Origin of the sequence: Bdellovibrio sp. HCB209, from assembly GCF_047306065.1 — a bacterium.
Classification (GTDB): Bacteria; Bdellovibrionota; Bdellovibrionia; order Bdellovibrionales; family Bdellovibrionaceae; genus Bdellovibrio.
Genome location: NZ_CP178618.1, coordinates 1,957,653 through 1,979,627, shown reverse-complemented (window position 1 = coordinate 1,979,627; position 21,975 = coordinate 1,957,653). Strand labels below are relative to the sequence as shown.

The 21,975-nt window shown below is 43.9% G+C and carries 19 protein-coding genes; 8 read left to right on the top strand and 11 right to left on the bottom strand.

The window, feature by feature from the left end; translation table 11 throughout:
* Positions 1-5: 5 nt before the first annotated feature.
* Both ACLVWP_RS09650 and ACLVWP_RS09645 read right to left on the bottom strand, forming a co-directional pair.
* Positions 6-1,496 (bottom strand): peptide ABC transporter substrate-binding protein, encoded by a 1,491-nt coding sequence (locus ACLVWP_RS09650; RefSeq protein ID WP_413557030.1) that lies wholly within the window; start codon positions 1,494-1,496, stop codon positions 6-8.
* 24 nt (positions 1,497-1,520) lie between these two features.
* Entirely contained in the window at positions 1,521-2,687 is a 1,167-nt protein-coding gene (locus tag ACLVWP_RS09645) for an acyl-CoA dehydrogenase (RefSeq protein WP_413557029.1), read from the bottom strand.
* 192 nt (positions 2,688-2,879) lie between these two features.
* On the opposite strand from ACLVWP_RS09645, the gene ACLVWP_RS09640 reads away from it, so the two are divergent.
* From ACLVWP_RS09640 to ACLVWP_RS09615, 6 genes are read left to right on the top strand one after another with little or no spacing between them, the layout of a single operon-like run.
* Positions 2,880-3,545 (top strand): site-2 protease family protein, encoded by a 666-nt coding sequence (locus ACLVWP_RS09640; RefSeq protein WP_413557028.1) that lies wholly within the window; start codon positions 2,880-2,882, stop codon positions 3,543-3,545.
* 48 nt (positions 3,546-3,593) lie between these two features.
* A complete protein-coding gene (locus ACLVWP_RS09635; RefSeq protein WP_413557027.1) occupies positions 3,594-4,997 on the top strand; it encodes a segregation and condensation protein A in 1,404 nt (467 codons plus the stop codon).
* A gap of 2 nt (positions 4,998-4,999) precedes the next feature.
* A complete protein-coding gene (scpB, locus tag ACLVWP_RS09630; protein ID WP_413557026.1) occupies positions 5,000-6,541 on the top strand; it encodes an SMC-Scp complex subunit ScpB in 1,542 nt (513 codons plus the stop codon).
* Positions 6,516-7,076, top strand: a complete 561-nt coding sequence (locus ACLVWP_RS09625; protein WP_413557025.1) for a hypothetical protein — start codon at positions 6,516-6,518, stop codon at positions 7,074-7,076. Before scpB ends, ACLVWP_RS09625 begins: the two co-directional genes overlap by 26 nt.
* Positions 7,073-7,990 carry a hypothetical protein gene (locus ACLVWP_RS09620; protein WP_413557024.1) on the top strand — a complete coding sequence of 306 codons (918 nt, stop codon included), beginning with the start codon at positions 7,073-7,075 and terminating at the stop codon, positions 7,988-7,990. The genes ACLVWP_RS09625 and ACLVWP_RS09620 overlap by 4 nt, the downstream gene beginning before the upstream one ends.
* 50 nt (positions 7,991-8,040) lie before the next feature.
* Positions 8,041-8,523: a hypothetical protein gene (locus ACLVWP_RS09615; protein ID WP_413557023.1), complete on the top strand. Its 483-nt coding sequence runs from the start codon at positions 8,041-8,043 to the stop codon at positions 8,521-8,523.
* On the opposite strand, the gene ACLVWP_RS09610 is transcribed toward ACLVWP_RS09615, so the two are convergent.
* The 4 genes from ACLVWP_RS09610 to ACLVWP_RS09595 form a co-directional block, all read right to left on the bottom strand.
* Complete coding sequence (locus ACLVWP_RS09610) at positions 8,507-9,430, bottom strand: hypothetical protein (RefSeq protein WP_413557022.1); 924 nt, start codon at positions 9,428-9,430, stop codon at positions 8,507-8,509. The genes ACLVWP_RS09615 and ACLVWP_RS09610 overlap by 17 nt on opposite strands.
* A gap of 31 nt (positions 9,431-9,461) precedes the next feature.
* Positions 9,462-10,460 (bottom strand): ribonucleotide-diphosphate reductase subunit beta, encoded by a 999-nt coding sequence (locus ACLVWP_RS09605; protein WP_413557021.1) that lies wholly within the window; start codon positions 10,458-10,460, stop codon positions 9,462-9,464.
* 101 nt (positions 10,461-10,561) lie between these two features.
* The gene (locus ACLVWP_RS09600; protein ID WP_413557020.1) at positions 10,562-12,988 is read right to left on the bottom strand and encodes a ribonucleoside-diphosphate reductase subunit alpha; all 2,427 of its coding nucleotides are present in this window, start codon (positions 12,986-12,988) and stop codon (positions 10,562-10,564) included.
* A 511-nt stretch (positions 12,989-13,499) separates the two neighbouring features.
* Positions 13,500-14,507 (bottom strand): TIGR01212 family radical SAM protein, encoded by a 1,008-nt coding sequence (locus tag ACLVWP_RS09595; protein WP_413557019.1) that lies wholly within the window; start codon positions 14,505-14,507, stop codon positions 13,500-13,502.
* Between the two features lie 9 nt (positions 14,508-14,516).
* Here ACLVWP_RS09595 and ACLVWP_RS09590 point away from each other — a divergent pair, with 9 nt between their 5' ends.
* Together ACLVWP_RS09590 and ACLVWP_RS09585 are read left to right on the top strand one after the other, a co-directional pair.
* Positions 14,517-15,314 (top strand): MnmC family methyltransferase, encoded by a 798-nt coding sequence (locus ACLVWP_RS09590; RefSeq protein ID WP_413557018.1) that lies wholly within the window; start codon positions 14,517-14,519, stop codon positions 15,312-15,314.
* 57 nt (positions 15,315-15,371) lie between these two features.
* On the top strand, positions 15,372-16,070 hold the full coding sequence (locus tag ACLVWP_RS09585; RefSeq protein WP_413557017.1) for a substrate-binding periplasmic protein: 699 nt from the start codon (positions 15,372-15,374) through the stop codon (positions 16,068-16,070).
* A gap of 56 nt (positions 16,071-16,126) precedes the next feature.
* Here the strand turns inward: ACLVWP_RS09585 and ACLVWP_RS09580 are convergent, their stop codons facing one another.
* Genes ACLVWP_RS09580 through ACLVWP_RS09560 form a run of 5 tightly spaced genes read right to left on the bottom strand, consistent with a single transcriptional unit; the run spans position 16,127 to position 21,968 of the window.
* Positions 16,127-17,428, bottom strand: coding sequence for a hypothetical protein (locus tag ACLVWP_RS09580; RefSeq protein ID WP_413557016.1), 1,302 nt, complete (start codon positions 17,426-17,428; stop codon positions 16,127-16,129).
* Positions 17,425-18,492, bottom strand: coding sequence for a hypothetical protein (locus tag ACLVWP_RS09575; RefSeq protein WP_413557015.1), 1,068 nt, complete (start codon positions 18,490-18,492; stop codon positions 17,425-17,427). The genes ACLVWP_RS09580 and ACLVWP_RS09575 overlap by 4 nt, the downstream gene beginning before the upstream one ends.
* Positions 18,489-19,274 (bottom strand): outer membrane beta-barrel domain-containing protein, encoded by a 786-nt coding sequence (locus tag ACLVWP_RS09570; RefSeq protein WP_413557014.1) that lies wholly within the window; start codon positions 19,272-19,274, stop codon positions 18,489-18,491. Before ACLVWP_RS09570 ends, ACLVWP_RS09575 begins: the two co-directional genes overlap by 4 nt.
* A gap of 2 nt (positions 19,275-19,276) precedes the next feature.
* Positions 19,277-20,707, bottom strand: a complete 1,431-nt coding sequence (locus ACLVWP_RS09565; RefSeq protein ID WP_413557013.1) for a hypothetical protein — start codon at positions 20,705-20,707, stop codon at positions 19,277-19,279.
* A 28-nt stretch (positions 20,708-20,735) separates the two neighbouring features.
* The gene (locus ACLVWP_RS09560; RefSeq protein ID WP_413557012.1) at positions 20,736-21,968 is read right to left on the bottom strand and encodes a TonB family protein; all 1,233 of its coding nucleotides are present in this window, start codon (positions 21,966-21,968) and stop codon (positions 20,736-20,738) included.
* Between the last annotated feature and the right edge of the window lie 7 nt (positions 21,969-21,975).

The following is a 21,975-nucleotide window of genomic DNA, read 5'->3' as shown; positions in this document are numbered from 1 at the left end:
ACATATTAAGGTCTTGAATGTAACTGCGACAAGTCCAGCTGATTCATTTGATTGATTTTCCAACCAACAAAATCAGGCTTGATCAACATTGCGAAATCAAAAGCTCCCATCGGAATTATCAAATGTCGATCCATCAAAAATTTCACGCCGATGTGACATAATTTTTTCTGTTCGCTAGCTTTAGTGGCATTGCCAAGTTGTGTGAGTATTTGATCATATTCTGAGTTTTTCAGCTGAATGTAGTTTTCGGGACTGTGACTTGCGAATATCTCAAGTGCGGCCAAGCAAGTCGGGCGATCCGTCGCGACACCTTTGCGGAAAATAGCTGGCGGATTGGTTTGCAGTTCACTCAGATAAACTTTGTTCTCTTTCATTTCTAGGTGAAGTTTAAGTCCCGCATTTTTAGACCACTGCGATTGCATCCACTCAGTGGCGCGTTTGTGATCTTCACCACCCAAAGAGGAAAACATCAAAGTATATGTCTTGTCCGTTTTGACTTTAGGAACCTTCTTGAGGTCGAAATCAAAACACGGAGCTTTTTCTGGAAACCAAGAATCAGGAAGTCCCGCACAACCCGGTCGGCCTTTGGCGGAGAAAAGCTTTTGCAGTTCTGAATAGTTAAGAGAATAAGTCAAAGCTTTGCGGAGGTCTTCGTTGTTACGAAGTTCGGGGCCAAAACCTAAGTAATCAAACCGAACAACCGGGATCCAGTGAAAGTCCTCGCGTGTTTTTGATTTTGGAATAAACAAAGTCGGCAGACGGCGAAGCAGCTGCAGTTGGTTTTTCTCATACAACTGCAAAGCCACAGTGTCTTCTTCGATAAAAAGAAACTCGACCTGGGGGCGTTGAGGGTGGCCACCCTGATATTTCAAATTCGGTTCAAGAACGATCTTTTGCCCTTGAAGCCACTCTTTGATTTTATAAGGGCCGGAGTAAACTTTGATGTCTTCTTTTGTTGGCGCCAACAGAAAGCTCGCCAGATTGTATTCAAAGTCCGGAGCTTTTCCTTGGAATTCGAAGCGCACAGTCAGTGGATCTGGAGTTGTGATTCCTAGAGTGTCGGGCTGTTTAAGTCCTTTATAGATATCCTCCGCATTTTTGACCTTAAACAATAAATCCGCACGGGGAGCTGTGACTTTTGGATTTAACATCTTCTTATAAGTTCTTAGAAAGTCTGCGGAAGTAAGTAAGGAGCCATCGCTCCATTGCAGGTCTTTCTTTAACTTGCAGACTAAGTTCTGGGATTTATCACGAGAGCATGAGCCTAGGTCTGAAACCAAACCTTTCTCATTGTCGTAGATATAGATGTTTCTAAAAAGATTTGCGAGAAGGTAGCTGGATGCGGATGTCTTCTGGCGATTGGGGTCCATCTGATTGGGTTCGCCAGAAAGATGAAGGCGAAAAACAAAAGGTGCTGACTTTGAATCAGCACCTTGAGCATCTGGATAATAAGAGACTGAAACAAAAATTAAAAGGGCCAGAAGAATACGTTTCATCCGACCATTTTGAATCCGTCTGGACTATTTGTCCAATTCCATTTTAGCGATAGTTTGAAGTTGCATGTTAGTCGTACCTTCGTAGATTTGACCAATTTTTGCATCTCTCCAGAATTTCTCAACTGGGTATTCTTTAGTGAATCCGTTACCGCCGAACAAATCGATCGCCTTAGAAGTGATCTTTTCAGCTGCACGTGAAGAGTAAAGTTTTGCCATAGCTGCTGATTCGATGAAATCAAGACCCGCGTCTTTCAAACGAGCGGCATTGTAAACCATCAAACGAGCTGCTTCCAATTCAGTACGCATTTCTGCCAATTGGAATTGAACGCCTTGGAAATGAGCGATTGGTTTGCCGAATTGCTCACGACCTTTAACATAGTTCAAAGCGGCTTCGTAAGCGCCTTGAGCGATACCGATCATTTGTGCGCCGATACCGATGCGGCCTTCATTCAATGTTTCGATAGCGATTTTGTAGCCTTTGCCAACTTCGCCAAGTACGTTTTCTTTTGGTACTTCGCAGTTTTCAAACAACAACTCGCAAGTTGAAGAAGCACGGATACCTAGTTTGTCTTCTTTTTTGCCAACTTTGAAGCCTTTGAAAGATTTCTCAACGATGAACGCTGTGATACCTTTGTAGCCTTTAGCCATGTCGATGTTTGCGAAGCAGATGAATACGTCAGCTTCGTTACCGTTAGTGATCCAAAGTTTTGAACCGTTCAAAACCCATTTATCACCTTTATCTTCTGCTTTAAGTTTCAATGCGAATGCATCAGAACCAGATGAAGATTCAGACAATGCGTAAGCGCCAACCCATTTAGAAGCCATTGCGCCCAAGTATTTTTCTTTTTGCGCTTCTGTACCCCATTTAAGGAATGCGTTTGTAGTTAGAGTATTTTGTACGTCAACAAGAACAGATACTGAACCGTCTACGCGACCGATTTCTTCAACAGCCAAGCAAGCCATTGTGAAAGTGGAGCCTGCGCCGCCGTATTTTTCTGGAGTTTCGATACCCATCAAACCCATTTCGAAAAGCTTTTTAAGGATGTCTTTGTTCATCTCAGCTTTTTCGTCCATGTGTGTCACATGGGGTTTGATTTCAGATTCTGCGAATGCTCTTACAGCATCGCGGAAAGCCGTTTCGTCTTCAGATAGTGTTGTCAAAGCTGGACGTGCGTTAGTTACGTCAGACATGGTTTCTCCCTCATTCGTTATTTAACAAGTCCGAAGACCATATCCAGATCGCGATTTTTATTCAAGAGGCAGGGCGGAACGGAGCTTTTCTCTTAACGGACTGTGTTATGATGGTTGCACTTATTATGTGCAAATGATGTCTCACACTAGACAAGGGTCTAGGTTTGCCGTCTAATCTCTGAAGGTAAATATATGGATATTGCAGAAATTGGCGCCAAGATTGGCATTTATTTTATCCCGTTCCTCTTTGCGTTGTGCTTTCACGAGTACGCGCACGGTTGGGTAGCTCGTTTGCGTGGTGACAACACCGCAGAACAAATGGGCCGTCTCTCTATGAATCCTATCGTTCATATGGATATGATCGGGACACTTATTCTTCCCTTGGTTTCCATCGTGTTGGCAACACCGATCTTTTTCGGTTGGGCCAAGCCAGTTCCTGTAAACTCTCGCAATCTAAAAAATCCCCGCGTGGATATGTTCTGGATTGCGTTAGCAGGTCCTCTTTCTAATATTTTATTGGCCATCGTAGGGGCGATCTTGATCGCGGTGGTTGCTAAGTTTTTCCCAATGGCGACGTATGCCAAAGGGGCTATTGAAATTCTAAAAGCATTTTTGATGACAAATTTGTTCTTAGCGTTTTTCAATATGATCCCGCTTCATCCTTTGGATGGCGGTAAAGTGCTCGCAAGATTTTTGCCTGCGCAAATTAATTATAAACTGGAACAAAACGAACATCTTACCAGCATGGTTTTGATGGCGTTGGTTTTAACGGGAGCATTGCGTATTCTGGCAATTCCCGTTTTTTGGAGTGCACAGAGTTTGCTGACGTTGGCTTTGGGTGGTTTCGGCATCTATTAATATAGATGCACGATCATTCAGGACGTTTTGGTAGAGGGGACCATCTTCATGAGTATTACAGTTCAATTGCCCAAGTTTGAGGGGCCACTGGGCTTATTGCTTTATCTCATCCGCAAGGAAGAGATGGACATTATGGATATCAAAATCCATGAAATCACAAAGCAGTACCTTGATTACATCCGCTTGATGAAAGAGCTGGATTTGGAAGTTGCAGGCGAGTTCATCGCTATGGCTTCTACTTTGATTCAAATTAAATCCCGTATGCTTTTGCCTCAATACGACGAAAACGGTGAAGTTGTTGAGGTGGAAGATCCACGTAAAGAGTTGGTTCAAAAACTTCTCGAGTATCAAAAATATCAAGAGGCTGCGAAGCTTCTTTATGACCGCCCATTGGTGGGTCGTGATGTTTGGTTGCGCGGAACTCGTGAAAGACTGGACGAAAAAGAGGACGAAATCATCCTTGAGGACAATGCTTTGTTCTCGTTGATCTCTTCTTACCGCAAAGTTTTGCGTTCCGTGAAAAAGAAAGTCCATCAGGTTGCAGCGAAAGCTCAATCTATTTCCAGCCGTGTTTTGGAATTGAAAGACCGTCTTTTTGTTGGTCAAAAAGTTACGATGATGGAGCTGGTAACAGCGACTGAAGATCGTGCGCGCCAAGCCTTGATCACATTCTTGTCGCTTCTTGAGCTAGGTAAAATGGGTTTCGTCGGTCTTTATCAGACTGAAGTTTACTCTGACATCTGGGTAGACACTAAAAAGCCGATCGAAACAGACGTTTTGTCACGCGTAGAAGAGTACGACTCTATGGGTGCTGACAGAATTGCTGAACAAATGATGGCTGATGCTAAAAAAGCAGATCCAACAGAAGATCTTTTGGATGACAGCCTTGACGAAGCGCCAGCTGCGACTGAGCAATCAGCACAGATGAGCTTCGGTGAAACTCCAATGGATTTCACTGCGGGTATGTCTGATCTGACGGCGGAAATCGCTGGTATGGATGCAGAGCTAGATTTCCTTGAAAACGAAGCTTCGGAAGTAGCTTCTGACGAAGAAATTTTGGCCGCTGAAGGCGAGCTAGATGCTGAGGCTGTAGTACTAGAAGAAACTCTAGAAACAGAAACTGCGGACGTCGTTGAAATGGCCGAAGAAGTTGTTGCTGAAGTTGAAGCTCAAGTCGAAGCCCACCAAGTTGGTGAAGAAGAAGCTTTGCTAGAAGCAGAAGCAATTATTGAGATGGCTCAAGAAACTGTAGAGGAAGCTGAACTTCAAGTCGAAGAAACGGCTGAAGTAGAAATGCTTGCTGACGTAGAAATAGTGACTTTTGAACCAGCAGAAGAAGTGGCTGTAGTTGCTGCTGAAATGGTTGCTACATCTGATGATGTGGTTACTGAATCTGAATTAAAATTTGAAGAATATATTGATACTGATCCTAAGAACGAAGCTGAGGCGTAGAGATGTCTAAGAAGAAAAAGAACTCCAAAAAGAATAAAGAAGTTTTAGACACAGAAATCATGGAAACAGAAGCTGCCGCAACGACAGAAGTTGAGACAGAAGAAGTAACTATGGAAATGACAGCTGAAGAGACTGAAGTTGAGGCTGAAGTTTCTGAAGAAGCTGAAGAATTGAATGAACTTGATGGTATCGAATCTGATGCTTCTATCTTCCTTCAAGAAGAGGAAGAATCTGAAGGTTTCTTGCCGGAAGGTACAGATGAAGAAACTGCTGAAATGGAAGCTTCTGATGAAAGTTCAGACGATGTTTCTGTTGAAGGCACGGAGCTTGATGGCTTTGAATCTGCTGATATCGAAGAGCTTGAATTCGTTGAAGAAGAGCGCCTTGAAAGTATCGTAGAGAGCGTTTTGTTCGCGTCTGACAGACCCGTTTCTTTGGCTTCATTGAAATTGCTATTCAAGGGCACAAACATCAAAGGCGACAAACTTCGTCGTGCTCTTGATCAATTGGCTGTTGAATACGCTGGTGGCCGTCGTGGTGTTACTTTGGAAGAAGTTCCAGGTGGTTACCAACTACGCACTAAAATCGACAACATGGACTTCCTAAAACGTACTTTGAAAGCTCGTCAATTCAAGCTTTCTGGTCCAGCTTTGGAAACTCTTTCTATAGTGGCTTACAAACAGCCATGCGTGAAATCAGACGTGGATGAAATCCGCGGCGTAGAGTCTGGTCACTTGTTGCGCGCTTTGATGGAAAAAAATCTAGTGAGCTTCGAAGGTAAATCAGATCTTCCAGGTCGTCCTATGCAATACGGTACGACTCGTAAGTTCTTGGAAATCTTTGGTCTAAGATCATTGAAAGAGCTTCCAACGTTGTCGCAAATCGATGAATTGTTGCCTGAAGGTATGGACGAACAAATGGCGGAAGAAAAACCGACATTGGCATCTATCACAGATTCATTGGTAGCAACAGGAGTTGAGAACGTAAGTTATTCTTCTGGTGAAGAAGAATTGATGAAAATCTCGAATCAACTTGAAGAGATCACGACGTCTTCTAATTTCTTTGAAGAAGAAAAACGTCGCCAAGCTGAAAAGCGTGATCTTGAGCGCGCTCAAAACATCCGTGATGCTTTGGCAATGGATGAGCCGGTGCCAACTCGTGATGCGAATTGGTTGAAAAAATATGACGATGCCTTGGCTGCTGGTACAACTTTGGTGAAAATGAAAGCCGAAGAGAATGCTGCGAAAATGGCGGCACTGAAAGCTGGTAAGTCTGCTGATTCTGAAGAATCTACTGAGGGTGGAACAGAGGATTCTGTTGCGGCTGAAAACGTAGAAGGTTCTGAGGAACTGTCAGCAGATGCTGAGTTAGAAAATGAATTGACTGCGGCCGAAGAAGCTTTCGACAATGATGATGACATCGAGATGGCTTCTGACGATCAAATGTACGCTGATAACGAAGAAGAGGAGTCATCTGATGAAGATGAACTACCGTTCTATGGAGAGGCGGACGAGATCGATGGCGAAGGTGAAGCCGTTACTTAAGATCCTAGCGAGTGTTTGGATCGTTTATAATATCTGTGCTTTGATGGTGATGCCCAATGTAGGTTCTTACTTTGGGCGTACCGCTTCTAAGTTTGTTGGGCCTTACGCAAATCTGGTAGGGCTTAATGCCGGTTGGAACTTCTTTTCCCCGGAGCCAGCTCATCCCATGTATCTAAAAGTTGTTGTGAACTATCCAGAGAATGAAGATGGTTCTTACCGCGATCCTTTGATTACTGCCTATCCTGATCCTGAATCCGAAGCAAAGACCGTTAGTCTGACTCGTAAAAGAGAATGGGCGGTGATGCGCTTTATGGTGATGGATCCGCGCAGGCTCCGCCAGATTTTTGGTCCATGGCTGTGTCGTCAGTATCCAGGGGCTGAGTCCGTTGATATGGAGCACGTGATAGAGACAATTCCGCTTTTGGATGAAGCCGTACTAAATCGTGAAGTGAATTTGTTAGAAATGTCACAAGAGCGACGTTATGCCAAAGCCTCAGTTCACTGCAATAGTTCTGGAGATGAGGAGAGTCTATGAAGCATCTTCAGTTTCAAATAAAAAGAGCTTGGGCGTTGTGGGATGCTTTCTGGTTTGGTTCGCAGAATCTGCTGCCACTGGCGTTCATGCGTGTGATGTTGTGCGGAACTTTGCTTTATATGAGCGTGATGAGATTTTTTAATCTCTCATTCTTCACAGATGCTAGTTGGGTCAGTCGTGATAAAGCGCTATTGATTTTACCTGAATTAGGTCGGCCTTTATTTGCCTGGAATTTCTGGCCGGACTCAATGAATGTGCCGATGCTTTCATTGTTGGTTTTGCTATTTGCATTGCTGACAATTGGTATTGGCGGCCGGGTGTTGATGGCTCTTGCTTGGGTGATCAATATCGGTTTTATCTATCGTAATTATCCAGTGAATTTCGGTGCAGACGTTATTGGATCTTTGTTTTTGTTTTATATGATGTTCACGAATTCCTGTGAACGTCTGAGTGTGCTGAATTTGATTCGTAAAAAGAAATCCTTCCAAGCATCAGATGCTCTGTCCAGTATGATGATTCGCATGATGCAAGTTCAGATCATGGCAATCTATGCCTACACAGGTTGGGAAAAGCTAAAAGGCGGCAGCTGGTGGGATGGAACGGCTTTGTGGAGTGTTCTCGCAAATCCACAGATGACGACAATGGATTTCACTTTCTTGCGTGAGATCCCTTGGATCATTCCTATTATTGGTTATATGACCATCATTTTTGAGATCTATTTCCCACCGATGGTGGTCTGGCATAAGAGTCGTCATGCGTGGCTTTTGATGGGCGTCGGAATGCATATGGGGATCGGGATTTTCATGGGTCTAATGCCCTTTGCGACTATAATGCTTTCCACGTACTTCTTGTTCCTAAGTCCCATCGCTTTACAGGATAAAATCGTCTCAAAGCTAGACTTATCCAGAAATTGATACAGTTTTAGGCGCTCCCTCCGTTATCCTAAAGGAACGGGGGAGTTTCTATGAAATCCGAACTATTGAAGTTGGCGACAAGCCTTTCGATGATTGCCTTATTGGCTTCATGTAGTCAGGTATCGGATAATTCGCTTTTGACGGATGATCCATCAAATCCAAACTCCCATTCTTTGAACACAGATCCTACTTCGACAGAATTGCAATTGGTGGCTGACACTTACAGCTTAAGCACGATCACTTCGGATCGTTACTTGGAGCTAACAGGTGCTTGCTTTGCTTCAACCTATCCAACTCACAGAATTACTGCGACGGTGGGTGGGGTTGCGACACCGGTTTATGATATGTCCAGTGCTGCGATCCAAAGTTACGGCACTTGCCGCAATGGCCGCTTCAATATCGTTCTTAGAGGCGCTTCAATGAAAACAGGTACGAACAATATCGTACTGATATTGACGGGCTATGACTCTGCCAGTGTGGCTGCGACAAGCGGTAATGCTGTTGCTCGCTATACCGCTATAAGATCAAATTAAAATCATCGCGAAGCTTTTTCGTCGCTTCTAGATTCTTAGTACCAAGTAAGATGGTGCCTTTTAATTTCAATTCACGAATATGAGTGGCGCGACGTTGTGGTGGCAGTGTTGCCGACGTCAGGCCTTGCAATGTGCTATTGAATGGCGTTTTAAGCAGGTTTTCTTCCTGCAGGCTGTTCGCTGTCATTGCGACTAAAACTTCCAGGGCGAGGTCTTTCTTGTCAGAGGCTTGTGGAATGGCGGCCCCCCACACTAAAAGGGCGCTTAGGTCATCCTGGATCGTTAGATCGGGATTAGATTCATTCAAAGGCAGCTCTTTCGCGCCATCTTGGTTTTCGTTAGAAACGAGGCGATCTAATGGCAGAGTCAGAATCTTTTTCTGTTGAACCAATCCCAACCAGCCTTTTTCCTGCCAGATTTGAAAGTGATTTAAAAGCAGATCTTCGTCATTCAGCAAGAACAGCGTCGTTGCTTTCTTGTCTTTCAGGAAGTCCTCAAAACTTGCCTTGTTGGCAGTTTTGAATCCTGTTTTCATCCAAAACAAAGGATAGAAATACAAACTGCGGTTCGTGATAACCGGAGCTAAAAAGTCAGGAGCAATTTTAATCGAAAGCTCGTTTTCAGCACTCACAGTCAAAAGCTTTTGTTGATTCATCGTATTTGCCCAATACGAAGGTAAAAGCACGATGTCTTGAGATGGCGATGCAATGACTTTCGCTAAGATCGAGTTCCAGTCACGAGTGACAGTCACCTCAAACTTAATGCGTAAATCATTTTCTAGCTGTTCTTGAATATTGCGTGGGAAAAGAGATTCGTCAGTCACCAGAACGCGAATCTTGGTCGGGCGTAAGATGTAGTCCCTAGAAATGCCTTGGGGCAGGTACCCGTGTAGGAAACCCACCCCCATGCATACTAAAAATAGTAATACCCAAAGTAAATTAGAACGCCTCATCGAAGGCTACCGAGCCGCTGATACCAGTTTGGTATGCAGAAACACGTCTTTCGAAGAAGTTTGCAAGTTCTTGCATATCTTGAAGCTCCATGAAGTCGAACGGATTTTTCACGTTGTAACGAGGAGCAATGCTCAAGCTTTCAAGGCGTTGGTCTGCGCAGTATTCAAGATACTGGCGCATGTCTTTTGGAGATAGACCAGCTACACCCAATTGCAAAACGTCATTCGCAAATTCCATTTCGCATTCGATAGCATCTTCAAGCATTTGTGTAACCATATCTTCCATTTGAGAATTGAAAAGATCTGGTTCTTCTTGGCGAGCAGTTTTGATCACTTCGATCGCAAACGCCATATGCATTGATTCATCGCGGAATACCCAGTTTGTGCCAGATGCAAGGCCTTGCAACAAACCTTTAGAACGCAAGAAGTAAACGTAAGCGAACGCGGCATAGAAGAACAATCCTTCAACGCAAGTTGCGAAGCAGATCAAGTTCATCAAGAAGCGACGGCGGTCTTCTTTCGAGTTCAATTGATCCAACTCGTTGATAGAGTCGATCCATTTAAAGCAGAAATCTGCTTTCTTTTTGATAGAAGGGATGTTTTCGATCGCGGCAAATGCTTCTGCGCGCTCATCTGGATTTGGAATGTATGAATCCAAAAGTGTCAGATAGAACTGAACGTGCAAAGCTTCTTCGTAAAGCTGACGAGACAAATACATGCGACCTTCTGGGGCGTTCACGTGTTTGTACAAGTTCAACACAAGGTTGTTACCAACGATAGAATCACCTGTCGCAAAGAACGCCACCAAGCGAGAGATCAAATGTCTTTCAGCCGGAGTCATTTTTGAGTGAAGGTCTACAAGGTCTGTAGAGAAATCGATTTCATCTACAGTCCAAGTGTTCTTGATACCGTTTTTGTACATTTCGTACATAGTTGGGTATTTCATTGGACGAAGAGTTAAGTTAAAGCCTGGATCTAAAATCATAAAAAGTCCCTAAACGTTTTTCCGGCGAACGGCGCCGGCGCTCTTTTTCGAGCTGAAAGCCCCCCTCGGACTTTCAGCTCTGGATCAGCTTTCGCTGACTATTACTGACAAGCTTCGCAAGCTTCTGGATTTTCCAAAGAGCAAGCGATCACTTCTGAATCTGTGTATTCTTTCTTAGGAGCAGCAGCTTCTTGAGTTTTTGCTACTGGAGCTGCATCCATAGTGTTTGCAGCAGCAGTCGTCATACCCATACCGTTGTTAGAAGACTTCACAGTTGTTTTTGCAATTTTCGTCGCTGGACGAGAACGCAAGTAATAAGTCGTTTTCACACCTTGCTTCCATGCATACATATACATAGAAGAAACTTTACCGATAGTCGGGCTTTCCATGAACAAGTTCAAAGATTGAGCTTGGTCGATGTAAGCGCCACGAGCTGCAGCCATTTCAATCAATGACTTCATCGGAACTTCCCAAACAGTGCGGTACAACTCTTTAAGTTGTGGTGGGATCGCCGCGATTTCATCAATTGAACCATCGTTCAATTTGATTTCGTTACGAAGATCTTCAGACCAAAGACCCATCGCTTTTAGATCTTGCACCAAGTATTTATTGATCTGCATGAACTCACCAGAAAGTGTTTCACGTTTGAACAAGTTAGATACTTGAGGCTCGATCGCTTCGTAGCAACCTACGATAGAAGCGATAGTTGCTGTTGGAGCGATAGCGATCAACAAAGAGTTGCGCAAACCGTGTTGTTTGATCTTCGCTTTCAAAGCGTTGAAACGCTCTGGTTGTGAAGGAGTCACACCCCAAAGGTCGTATTGCAGCATACCTTTAGCAGCACGAGTTTGTTCGTAAGCACCGTGAGGACCGTGTTTTTCAGCTAGTTCACAAGAAGTCAAAAGAGCGTTGTAGTAGATCTCTTCTTGGATTTTTGCAGACAATTCACGAGCCGCTTGAGAGTCAAAAGGCAACTTCAACAAGAAGAAGGCATCTTGAAGACCCATCACACCCAAACCAACTGGACGCCATTTGTGGTTGGAGTCTTTAGCAGTTTCGATAGGGTAGAAGTTGATATCAACAACGCGGTCCAAGTACTTCACAGCTGTGCGAACAGATTTCGCCAGTTTTTCGAAGTTGAATTGACCGTTTTCTACGTGACGACCCAAGTTTACAGAACCCAAGTTACAAACTGCGGTTTCAGAGTTTGAAGTAACTTCTAGGATCTCTGTGCACAAGTTAGAAAGATGGATCACATTGCCAGCTTCACCAGTTTGGTTGGCTTTCATGTTGGCAGCATCTTTAAATGTCATCCAGCCGTTACCAGTCTGCGCAAGAGTTTTCATCATGCGAGAGTATAGTTCACGAGCTTTGATTTGTTTTGTGTATAGTTTTTCAGACTCTGCTTTTTCAAAAGCGGCGTCGAATTCTGGACCATAAGTATCAACGAAGTGAGGAACTACGCGTGGGTCAAACAAAGACCACATGCCATCAGTTTCAACACGTTTCATGAACAAATCTGGAACCCAGTTTGCCAAGTTCAAGTTGTGAGTACGTTTCGCTTCGTCACCCGTGTTATCGCGAAGTTCAAGGAACTCTTCGATGTCAGCATGCCAAGTTTCCAAGTACACACAAGCAGCACCTTTACGTTTACCACCTTGATTTACTGCAGACACAGAAGAGTCCATAGTTTTCAACCAAGGGATGATACCGTTAGAGTGACCGTTTGTACCTTTGATCAAGGAACCACGAGAACGGATGCGAGAGTAAGCTACGCCGATACCGCCTGCGAATTTAGAAAGCAAAGCGATGTCTGTGTACTTTTTGTAGATAGCTTCCAAATCATCTGATGGAGAATCCAAAAGATAGCAAGAAGACATCTGAGGGCGCAAAGTACCAGAGTTGAACAGTGTTGGCGTAGAGGCCATGTAGTCATGAGAAGAGATCAAACGGTAGAATTCGATAGCTTCATCAACTGTTTGAGCAAGACCACAAGCCACACGCATAAAGAAGTATTGAGGTGTTTCAAACACCTGACGTGTTGTTGGGTTTTTCAACAAATAGCGATCGTAAACAGTTCTAAGACCGAAGTATTCAAAACGGTCTGTGCGGTAAGGCTCGATAGCCGCGCAAAGAGCTGCTTTGTTAGCATCTACGAAGTTTTTAGTGTCTTCAGACAACAAACCAGCTTGGAAGCCGAAGTTAACTGAATCTGCAAAAGATTGGATTTTTTGAGAGCGAACTTCTTCGTCTACATATGTGCTCAAAAGGCGAGCCGCTAGGCGAGAGTACTCAGGCTCTTCACCGATCAAAAGAGATGCAGTGGAGATACAAAGATTATCCAACTCATTTGTTGTCGCACCATCATAAAGACCACTGATAGCTTTCGTAGCTACACGAAGTGGGTCTACTTGAGTTAGACCTTGGCAATTACGAGTCACACGTTCAACGATTTTCGTTACGTCGACTGGTTCAAGAGTTCCGTCTCTCTTTTTAACTCTCATGATGTGAGCTGTTGTTTCCAACATGATGCAAATCCCCTCTGCCCAGTTCCTTTTGGGCAAAAAAATCCCCGCCAGATTCTGCCCCTCGCAAAAATCCAGACGTGGTTAATATATAAGATGTAGATTGGTTGAGATTGAGTCGCTAATCCTTAGCTGTAGGTTTCTCTCGTTAACGAAACATAAAATTTGCTTCGCTGAAACGTCCTAGTACCTCCCTGTTGTACCCCTATATCTAGGGGTTGGTCCCGGGTGCCTCATCAATAAGGCGGGTATCTCTCTCAATTCCAACTGTGTAATTCTTTCCGTGAAGTTGCAAGAGTATTTTTTGAAATAACGCTGATTTTTTTGTGACGTTGCTCATCATTTAAGCAGATGAATCCTTACGATTGACACGTCTGTCCTGCGAAAAAAGAGTGCAAGTAGCCCCTATTCCTAGAGGGTAAACCATTGGTCTAGCCCTAAATAGCCGTTTTCTGGTAGCTGAGCCTGAAATTTACCTGTCGTGATCTTACAAGAACTTAAATAGAGCAGAATCTCAGCAAAGTGCTGCGTCCATGCGACGAGATTTTTTAAACAAATGTGCCTGAGCGGAGGTTTCTAGCTCATCAGAAGCCGTAAAAAACTGCGATTGATAGGAACCATGGGCTCTTAAGTGATCGATGATCGCTTGATGAGTTCCCATTTTATTTTTTGTCCAATCAGGAGCCACGAGTTCATCCCAGCGAGACGAATAAGCGGCCAATCTATGGAGAGCAAAGCGCGGGGAGAGGTGCTGTAAGAACAACTCCACACGGCGAGTGTAGGTTTCCTGATCGATGGGGCTGAACTCTCCACTGTGATACATGCCCTCGAGGGGAGTGTTTTTCAAAACGTGGAGGTTGTGCAGTTTTACGTTCGTGATCGGCAGAGTATTTACGATCTCTGCTGTCTTAATAATGCGTTCATCTGTTTCTTGCGGACTTCCGAAGATCAAATGAATACCAAGATCGACCTTGGTGTTTTCAGCAATCTTATGAATAGCCTCAACAGCCGCTTCAGCACTATGTCCACGACGCATGAACTCTAATTCATCATTAAAGAAGCTTTGCACGCCCATCTCAACTGCCACAAAGGATTTCTCGTTATACTCATTCCAAAGATCCATCACAGCCTTAGAAAGGCAATCCGGGCGAGTCCCTAGGGTAAAGCCTTTCACCCAAGGATAAGACAAAGCGATATCAAAGTTATTACGAAGAGCAGATACTTTGGTGAAGGTATTTGTATAGGCCTGGAAGTAGATCAGAAAGGCTTTAGCATTGTATCTGTTGGCAATGTGAGCGTGGTATTTTTCGATCTGCTCGCGAAGTTCCATGGTCATGGCTTCTGCGTTAGCAGCGGAACCCCACACATCACAAAAAACACATGTCTGCATGCCTTTAAGGCCCATGCGATTGGGACAATTATCAACAACAGTGACGGGGATCTTATAGACCTTCTCGCCAAACAGTTGATTGTAGTGTTCACTGATAGTGTGATAGGGAAGTCCCAACCAGCCTTTTTCCATAGGGCGGTTATGAGTTTTATTTTGCAGGAAGTCAACGACGGAAAGCCTTCTATGAAGTCATGGAAAGACATTGGGTTTGAGATCGAAATTACCAAGGATGAGAGTCCTACCTTGCGTCTTTTGGAGTCCTTAAGCCCCGATAAGCCCCATGGCGAATCTATGCATCACTCTGGCGGGGCAAGTATAGAGACGACTCATCTTTACGGAAGTGTTGCTGCTGCCGTTCTCTCTAAAATCGACAACCCTCATTTCGTCGTAGTGGGCCTTGGCTTGGGTTATATCGAAATGAATATCGCTCGCGAAGCCCTTCTGCGGGGTAAGTCTGTGGGGTTGATTACAAGCTATGAAAGCATCCCTGAGCTGCGAGAGTTCTTTTATCTTTGGCTGCACGATCAGGTGCAGGAGTTTTCTCCGGAAGTTTTGCAGGTCTATGAGGATGTTTTGATGCATGTTTTGAAGGGGACCGAGATATCCCCTCAAGAGTTAAAGTCCTTCTTGAAGAAGCACTTTGTAAAACTCGAGGACATTCATGGAGCTCTCCATGAAGATATTCAGTTCGTTTCTCGCTATCATGGATTTTTTTATGACGCCTTCAGTGGCAAAACTCATCCTCATCTCTGGGGTGAGGAGTTTTTAAATCGAATGTTACGCGAAGCCTCTACTGAAAACAGCATGCTCAGTACATATGCGGTAAAGGGAGCTTTGAAGCGGGCCTTACAGGCGCAAGGTTTTGTCTACACCGAGCGGGCCGGATTTTTCTCCAAAAGAGGATCTACTCTGGGAACTAAAGGTTTCCTCGTCTCTTGAGTTGTAAACACAATTTGTTTGCTAATCGACCTTAAATGAATGTTTAATTGGCACATTATGTTCAGGTTCTGGTTTATCCTTCCATTATTTTGTATTGCTGGTTCAGTGGAAGCCAAGACGGCCCGTCTGGTGACTTTTCCTATTCCTCTTATGGTTGAAAATAAAGACAAAGGTCTTTTTATCAATCTTGCCAAAGAGATTTCAAAAAAAGTCGATGTCTCTTATGAGATCGAAGTGCTGCCTCCTAATAAGGCGATATTGAAATTCACCAATAACGATGTCGATGGAATCTTTCCTGGTCTTGATGTGAACATGCCAAAGAACGCGTTAAAGAGCGTGCCCTTTTATTCGAAAATTGATTTTATTTTCTATCGCAAAGATAAGCCTCTTAGAACCATCAAGGATCTAGAGGGTAAAGCCGTGGGATTAACGTTCCGTTATCCTTATACGACGGAATTGACCGGAAACTCGCGCATTAGATTTTCATACGCTGACGATGATGTTGCTAATATCAAGCGTCTTAGCGAGGGGACGATCGACGCGTTTGTTGTGGAAAAGCTTTCCGGAATCAAAGCTCTTGGGATGAGTGGTGTGACTGGAATTGATTTCGATAAAACCATGCCGATTTCAACCTTGAACGTTTACTTCGCCTTTAAAGATAACAAGCAGGGCCGGGAGCTTCATACTAAATTTAACTCCGTCCTAGAAAAAATGAAAGCGGACGGCGAATTAGATAAAATATTAGAAGTGAAATAAAAAAAAGAGGAGACAACTGTCTCCTCTTTGAATTGATACGGAATTTATTTGTTTTCCTAGTTAGCTAGGGGAACTGGAACCAAGTCTACGGCGAAACGAGCGCCATCTTTGTATTCGTACTTGATATCACCAGACAATTTCACAGAGTTTGAACTTGGGTTGTAGTTCCAACCACCGCTCAACTTGTTCGGGATCAACTGACCTTTGCCTTGAGCAAGAACATCAGCTGTACCGTAGCGAACACGCAACATCAATTTGCCAGCATCATCCACGCGTGGGATTTGGCTTAAGAAGATTTGTTTTTCCAAAGTTTTAACTGTGATGGAATCACCCATGCGACCCAACTCAGTACCGAAACTTGGGGAAACGATGCTCATGATATATTGATCACGAATTTGTTTTGGACTTCCAGAACCAGCATTTGCAGCAACGATCAGTTGTTCCAAACGCTCAGGACCGAAACCAGTACATTTACCGTTGTTCTTTTGACCAACGAAACACTCTGGATGGTAAGTCGGGTGAACACGCAATGCCCAGTCTTTGTATTGATCTGGATCTTTAGCGTCTACCAACACACCGTACACAGAAACTTTATCTTGGCGGCCACCTTTGAAATCAATCAAAGTTCTAGCCATTTGCTCAGGGCTGATACGCGATGAAGCATCATCAGCATCTGTCAAAAAGATCACAACCAATTGAGCGTCTTCACGGAAGAAACCTTCGTTCGCAGAACCGCGACCGTTGTTTTCCAAAGCCGCAGCCAAAGGAGAGAAGAATTCTTCATTCTCTGGACCGCCATCTTTAAGAGCTACGACACCGATTTTCAAAGTTGTCGCAAGAACGCCTGCAGAGTCTTTTTTCGTTACATAACGTTGAGCAGTCTCAGTACCAGCGATCGTTTTTGCAAAACGAAGCTCACCAATTTTGTATGGATCGGCTTTCTTGGATTCTGGGTTTTCCCATTTTTTATCCCAAGTAGAGATCACACCAATATGGTAATCGATCATTTTGTTGTTCGTGATACCGTTAGTGAAACGGTTCAAGTTTTTGATCAAGTTCGCTTGCGCAGATTTCATGGAATCCGAGTTGTCAGTTACAAACAAGATGTCAACGCGAGGGTTGAAATCAAGCTGACTTTGACCACCATCTTCAGTCACCCATGTGAAGGCCTGTTTTGGGATTTCAGGAAATACCGGCAAAGGTTCTTGTGCTGGTTGTTGGACTTCAGGATAAACCGGAAGTTCAGCTTTCTCGTCAACAAGCTGTTGTTGCGCGATCATTGTGCCAGATTCCTGAGCACAAGCTGACAACAACATGAAAGCCGAAAGGTAAATGCAAAGAGCTATAAGTGGTTTCACATTTTTCTCCTAACATTTTGAGCACAAGATTTAGAAACAACGTCGTACTTGTCTAATTCATCAATCCAAGGGCGGCCGTCGTCTTTAAATACCAATTGATCTGAGTTCGTTTTCTTAAAGTCATTTTTCGTGAACGCTGACTCATCCAAGCTTTGATCTGTATGAACACGTTGGATCGCTTCAACTTCAACTAAGTTCAACTTACCAATAACACGTTTGTTATCAGCTGTTTCGTTAACAGCCAAAGTCATCAAACGAGCCTTGATTTTTGCGAAGGCGTCTTCGTTCACTTGGTCTAGCTGAGTTTGCAATGTGAATTGCGTGTTGTTAGCAGCTAAAACGTCCATACCTTTTTGGCTGACTTTAAAGCGCAGCATTTGTTTTTGAAGTTCCACATCCTTGTAGTAAAGAACTGGAAGTTTCAACAAAGACTCGCCAACATCAGAAGCTTGCAATGGGAACTTATCAGCTTTTTTAAGCACGTTTAGGAATGACTCGTTAAAGCCTTCTTTAGACAATGCTTGAACAGCCGCGATACGCTCGCGTTGTTTTTCTTTGAACATCTGAGTTGTTTTAAATACTGATTTATAGTCGCAGATTTTCAATTCAGACAAAGACTGCAACAAATAAGCTTCAGAATTCACAACTTCCGCAAACTGAGGGCTGATTAAAGTTTTAGATTGAGCTAAAGCCTTTTCAGAATCATTTTGACGGAAGTAAGACCAACCTTTTTCTTCTACAACTTGGAACCAGTAGTCAGAACCACGTGGGATCTCATTGTAAAGAGCTAGGGATTGGCTGTATTTGCCTTGAGCAAAAAGCTCACGGGCTTTTTTGATTTTTTGTTTCATGCTGGCGTCAGCTTTTGAAACAACCACGTCATTTTCTAATTTTTTAAAGTCTAGCAACTCGAGGGTCTTTTTGCCGGATTTCTCTTTCAAAGAAGACTGCAAGGATTTACCCCAGGCTTCTACCGAGAAACGCTCAGCAGCCATAGCATTGTGACCAACGCTAAGAACTGTGACCATTAGGAGTTGAGAGACGATCGACTTCTTAGAAATCATAACATCCATCCAAAACCAAGGTTGCCAGTTACTACGTTCAAGTTACGCTCACCAGTTACTGGTTGATCGTTGTAGTTCATGTAACGAATTTCAGCGCGAGCAGTTAGGTGTTTAGTGATCCAAGCACCGATACCAAGACCTGCCGTGTAAACCGCAGTTGAACCGCTAGACAGAGTGATTTGACCACCGCCACCAAGCAAGTACATATCGAACTGAGTAACACCGATATCCATGAAGCTAGTTTTACCATAGATTGGGTACCAGTTAAGAACAGCCATCACTGCGTTTTCTGGGTAGTCGATATCAACCGCGTAAGCACGACCGCCAGCTGCGTAGTTTGCTTTTGCTTGATCAAAGATACGTTTACCTTCTGGAGTCAAAGAGTTACCAAAGTCATAGTATCTTGCACCCAAAGACCAACGTGGAGTGATGTGGAAATCTGCCGCAACACCCATCGCTTGAGTTTTTGTGTAAGCATCGCCACCAAAGTTCATACCGTAGTTAACACCCACTTCAAGGCGGTTGCGTCTGTCAACGATACGATCTTGAACGATACGAGAACGGCTCTCAGACTTGATGTTTTGAGCCATGTTCATTAGTTTTTCGTTACCACCCAAAGAGTCGATATCAGAAGTGATGTCTGAGTTATCAACAGGGGCTTGTCTTTGAACCGGAGCTGCTGCCTTTCTTGGGCCGCTTTTTTTAGCAGGAGCCGCGAAAGAATTTTGCGAACAAAGGGCGATTAACAAAACAGTTGCAGAAAGAAGTTTAAAGTTTTTCATAACTATTTAGCCTCCGCAGCTTTAACAGCAGTTTTAGCAGGAGCTGCGCAAAGGTTTTTCGCTTTTGCAGCTTTCAAAGTTTTCAAAGAGTACTCAGTTACATTAGAGATTTGACCATTGAAGCTACCAGTTGCAGACATTTCAACTGCGCCCTTCAAGGTTTTAGCAGTCGCATCGCAAGGAACTTCCCAAGTCAAAGTACAGTCTTGTTTGTTGCTGCCAGTAGAGGAATCTTCACAAGTTACTTGAGGGTTGCCTGGTAGAGCAGAGTTTTTAGATTCAACCGCTACAACTGCGTTCTTATTGCTTGAAGAAGCAGAGAAGCGTAGGACGATTTTTTCGCCCGGAGAAACTTCTAGACCTTGTTTACCAAGACCAGAAACATCGAAGCGGGGAGCTGTGATTGTTTTTGTGTAAACGATCTTAGTTTGAACTGTTTGTTCTGCCGTAGAAAGACCGTTCGGGCTGAAAGCTTTGATGCTGAAGCGAACGCGTGTTCCGTTAGCTTGCAACATAATAGTACCGTTTTTAGCTAATTGTGGTTGAACTGCGATATTTTTAGTATCGAAGATCAAGTTGATTTTCCATTTAGAGTCACCGATGTATTCAGCGTCTTTTTTATTTAGATCAGCGATCACGTAACGAGCGCCGTCTAGTTCCATAAAGTCATTACCAGCAGTTAGTGCATTACCATCGTAAGTGATAACGAAACGTGGCTTTTGAGAAGATTTACCATCGATGCCTGGAACAGTGACTGTTACAGAGAACGGTGTTAGTTGGTCTTCCATGATTTCGCCAGCGATGCCAGCTACAGACAATGCACTTGGAGCCACTTGGTTTTTAGTCACGAAAAGAGTTTTATCCAATTCGTTGATCATACCTTTAACCGCTTCAGCACCTTTTGCTGTCCCAGCATTAGTAACTGTCGCAGTGAATTTCACTGGGATGGATTTCAAAGATTTACCAGCGTCTACTGTGTACATTGGAGGATTCCAAGTAAGAACGTAAACGTCTTTTTCGCTAGAAGGCTTCAAAGAAGCACCTTCTGGAAGATTTGAAGCAGTTAAGCTCACAGTCGCGCCAGGGATTGGAAGGGACGCGCGGATTTTATAAGTAGAAGAAACGCCTTCTGCGAAAGTCATTTCAGAATCAGCCGTCAATAGGATCATTGAACGAGTGATGTCTGTTTCTTTAACTTTCACTTCGACTTCTTTTTCAACCACAACAGTTTTAACAACTTCCACTGGAACTTGTTCTGTCACAACCACTTCTTTAGTGATTGTTTGAGGTTTATCTGGACCCATTTGAGTGATCACTTTAGCTTGAGCACGCATGTCTTCAAGGTCCGATGAAGGACTTTTCTGCCAACCATCACATGCCGTGATAGTCATTGCTGCTGGGATTAGGATCATCAAACTTTTTACCGTCTTCATATAAACCTCTCAAGTACCGTGGTTCAAACTAGCGAGCAGATACGCGCATCAATTCGAATGGGTAAAGAACATCTACGTTTACTTTTCCAACTGGTTTCGGGAACTGCCAATTTTTCATTTTAGCTAACATGCAGTTCTCAACCATCGCAGAACCCAAAGAACTTTGAGCTACGCGAGCTGTTGTAATACGGCCATTTGGACCGATTACGAAGTCAACCGCAACACGACCACCGATAGCTGGTTGTGCTTGGAGACCTTTTTCATAACAATATACGATTTGACCTTTGTTACGGTTGATAACCGCGATGATTTGGTCACGGTCCAAGCCGCCTTCAACAGTAGCTTCCGCATCAAGTGGAAGACTGGAAGCAGAAGTACCACCAACCATATTCATCTTACCGTAACCAGCACGACCACCACCAACGCCACGTGTACCGTAACCGCCAGCTGATTGTGCACGACCGCCTTCACCTGCAGAACCCGCGATCAAACCATTACCTGGTAGGTAACCTTTGATACCGCCACGACCTGCAGAACCAACTCCGCCACCACCGTTGCCGATACCAGCAGCACGGATAGCTTTCATAGAGTTGTTATCAAGACCTTCGAAACCACGAGTTCCTTTAGGTGTTCCACCCAAAGCCGCCAAAGCACCAACGCGTTGAACGCTACGGGCTTTGTTAGTGTTTACTGTGTACTTCTTCGTTTTCAATGGTTGTTGTTTAACCACTGGTTTATAGATCTTGTTAGAAGGTTTGATTTTCTTTTCAGAAACCTTCACATGAGGAGCCGGTTGTTTTTTCTCTACAACTTTAGGAGTCTCTTTTGGAATTACGATTGTAACCAAAGGAGCTTCTTCTTTTTTAGAGAAGTAGTTTGCAACGATGAAAGATCCCATCATGATGATGCCAACCAAAACCAAGTGACCAACAGTCGTGCGAGTCAAAATAGTTTTAAGTTGCTCTTGGTCTTTTTCGTCGTGCAATTCATAGTTCGGGCTTGCGATATCGTCTGGACTTGCCAAGCGGATACGACCCAAACCTTCAAGAGTTTCGCCTTTAGCCGTCATCTTAGAAAGATTGATCTTTTTAACAAGGCTGTACTCTACGTCATTATCTTTAAGAACTTTCAAATCAGCCAAGGCTTCAATACGGCGTTGGTCCTTCAAATACACGATATTCAAGGACTCTGAATCCACGGCAAATGTGCGGACTCTTTGTCCCGCGATATTTTCCAGAATGATGAGTTTTGCTGCGTTCATATTACGT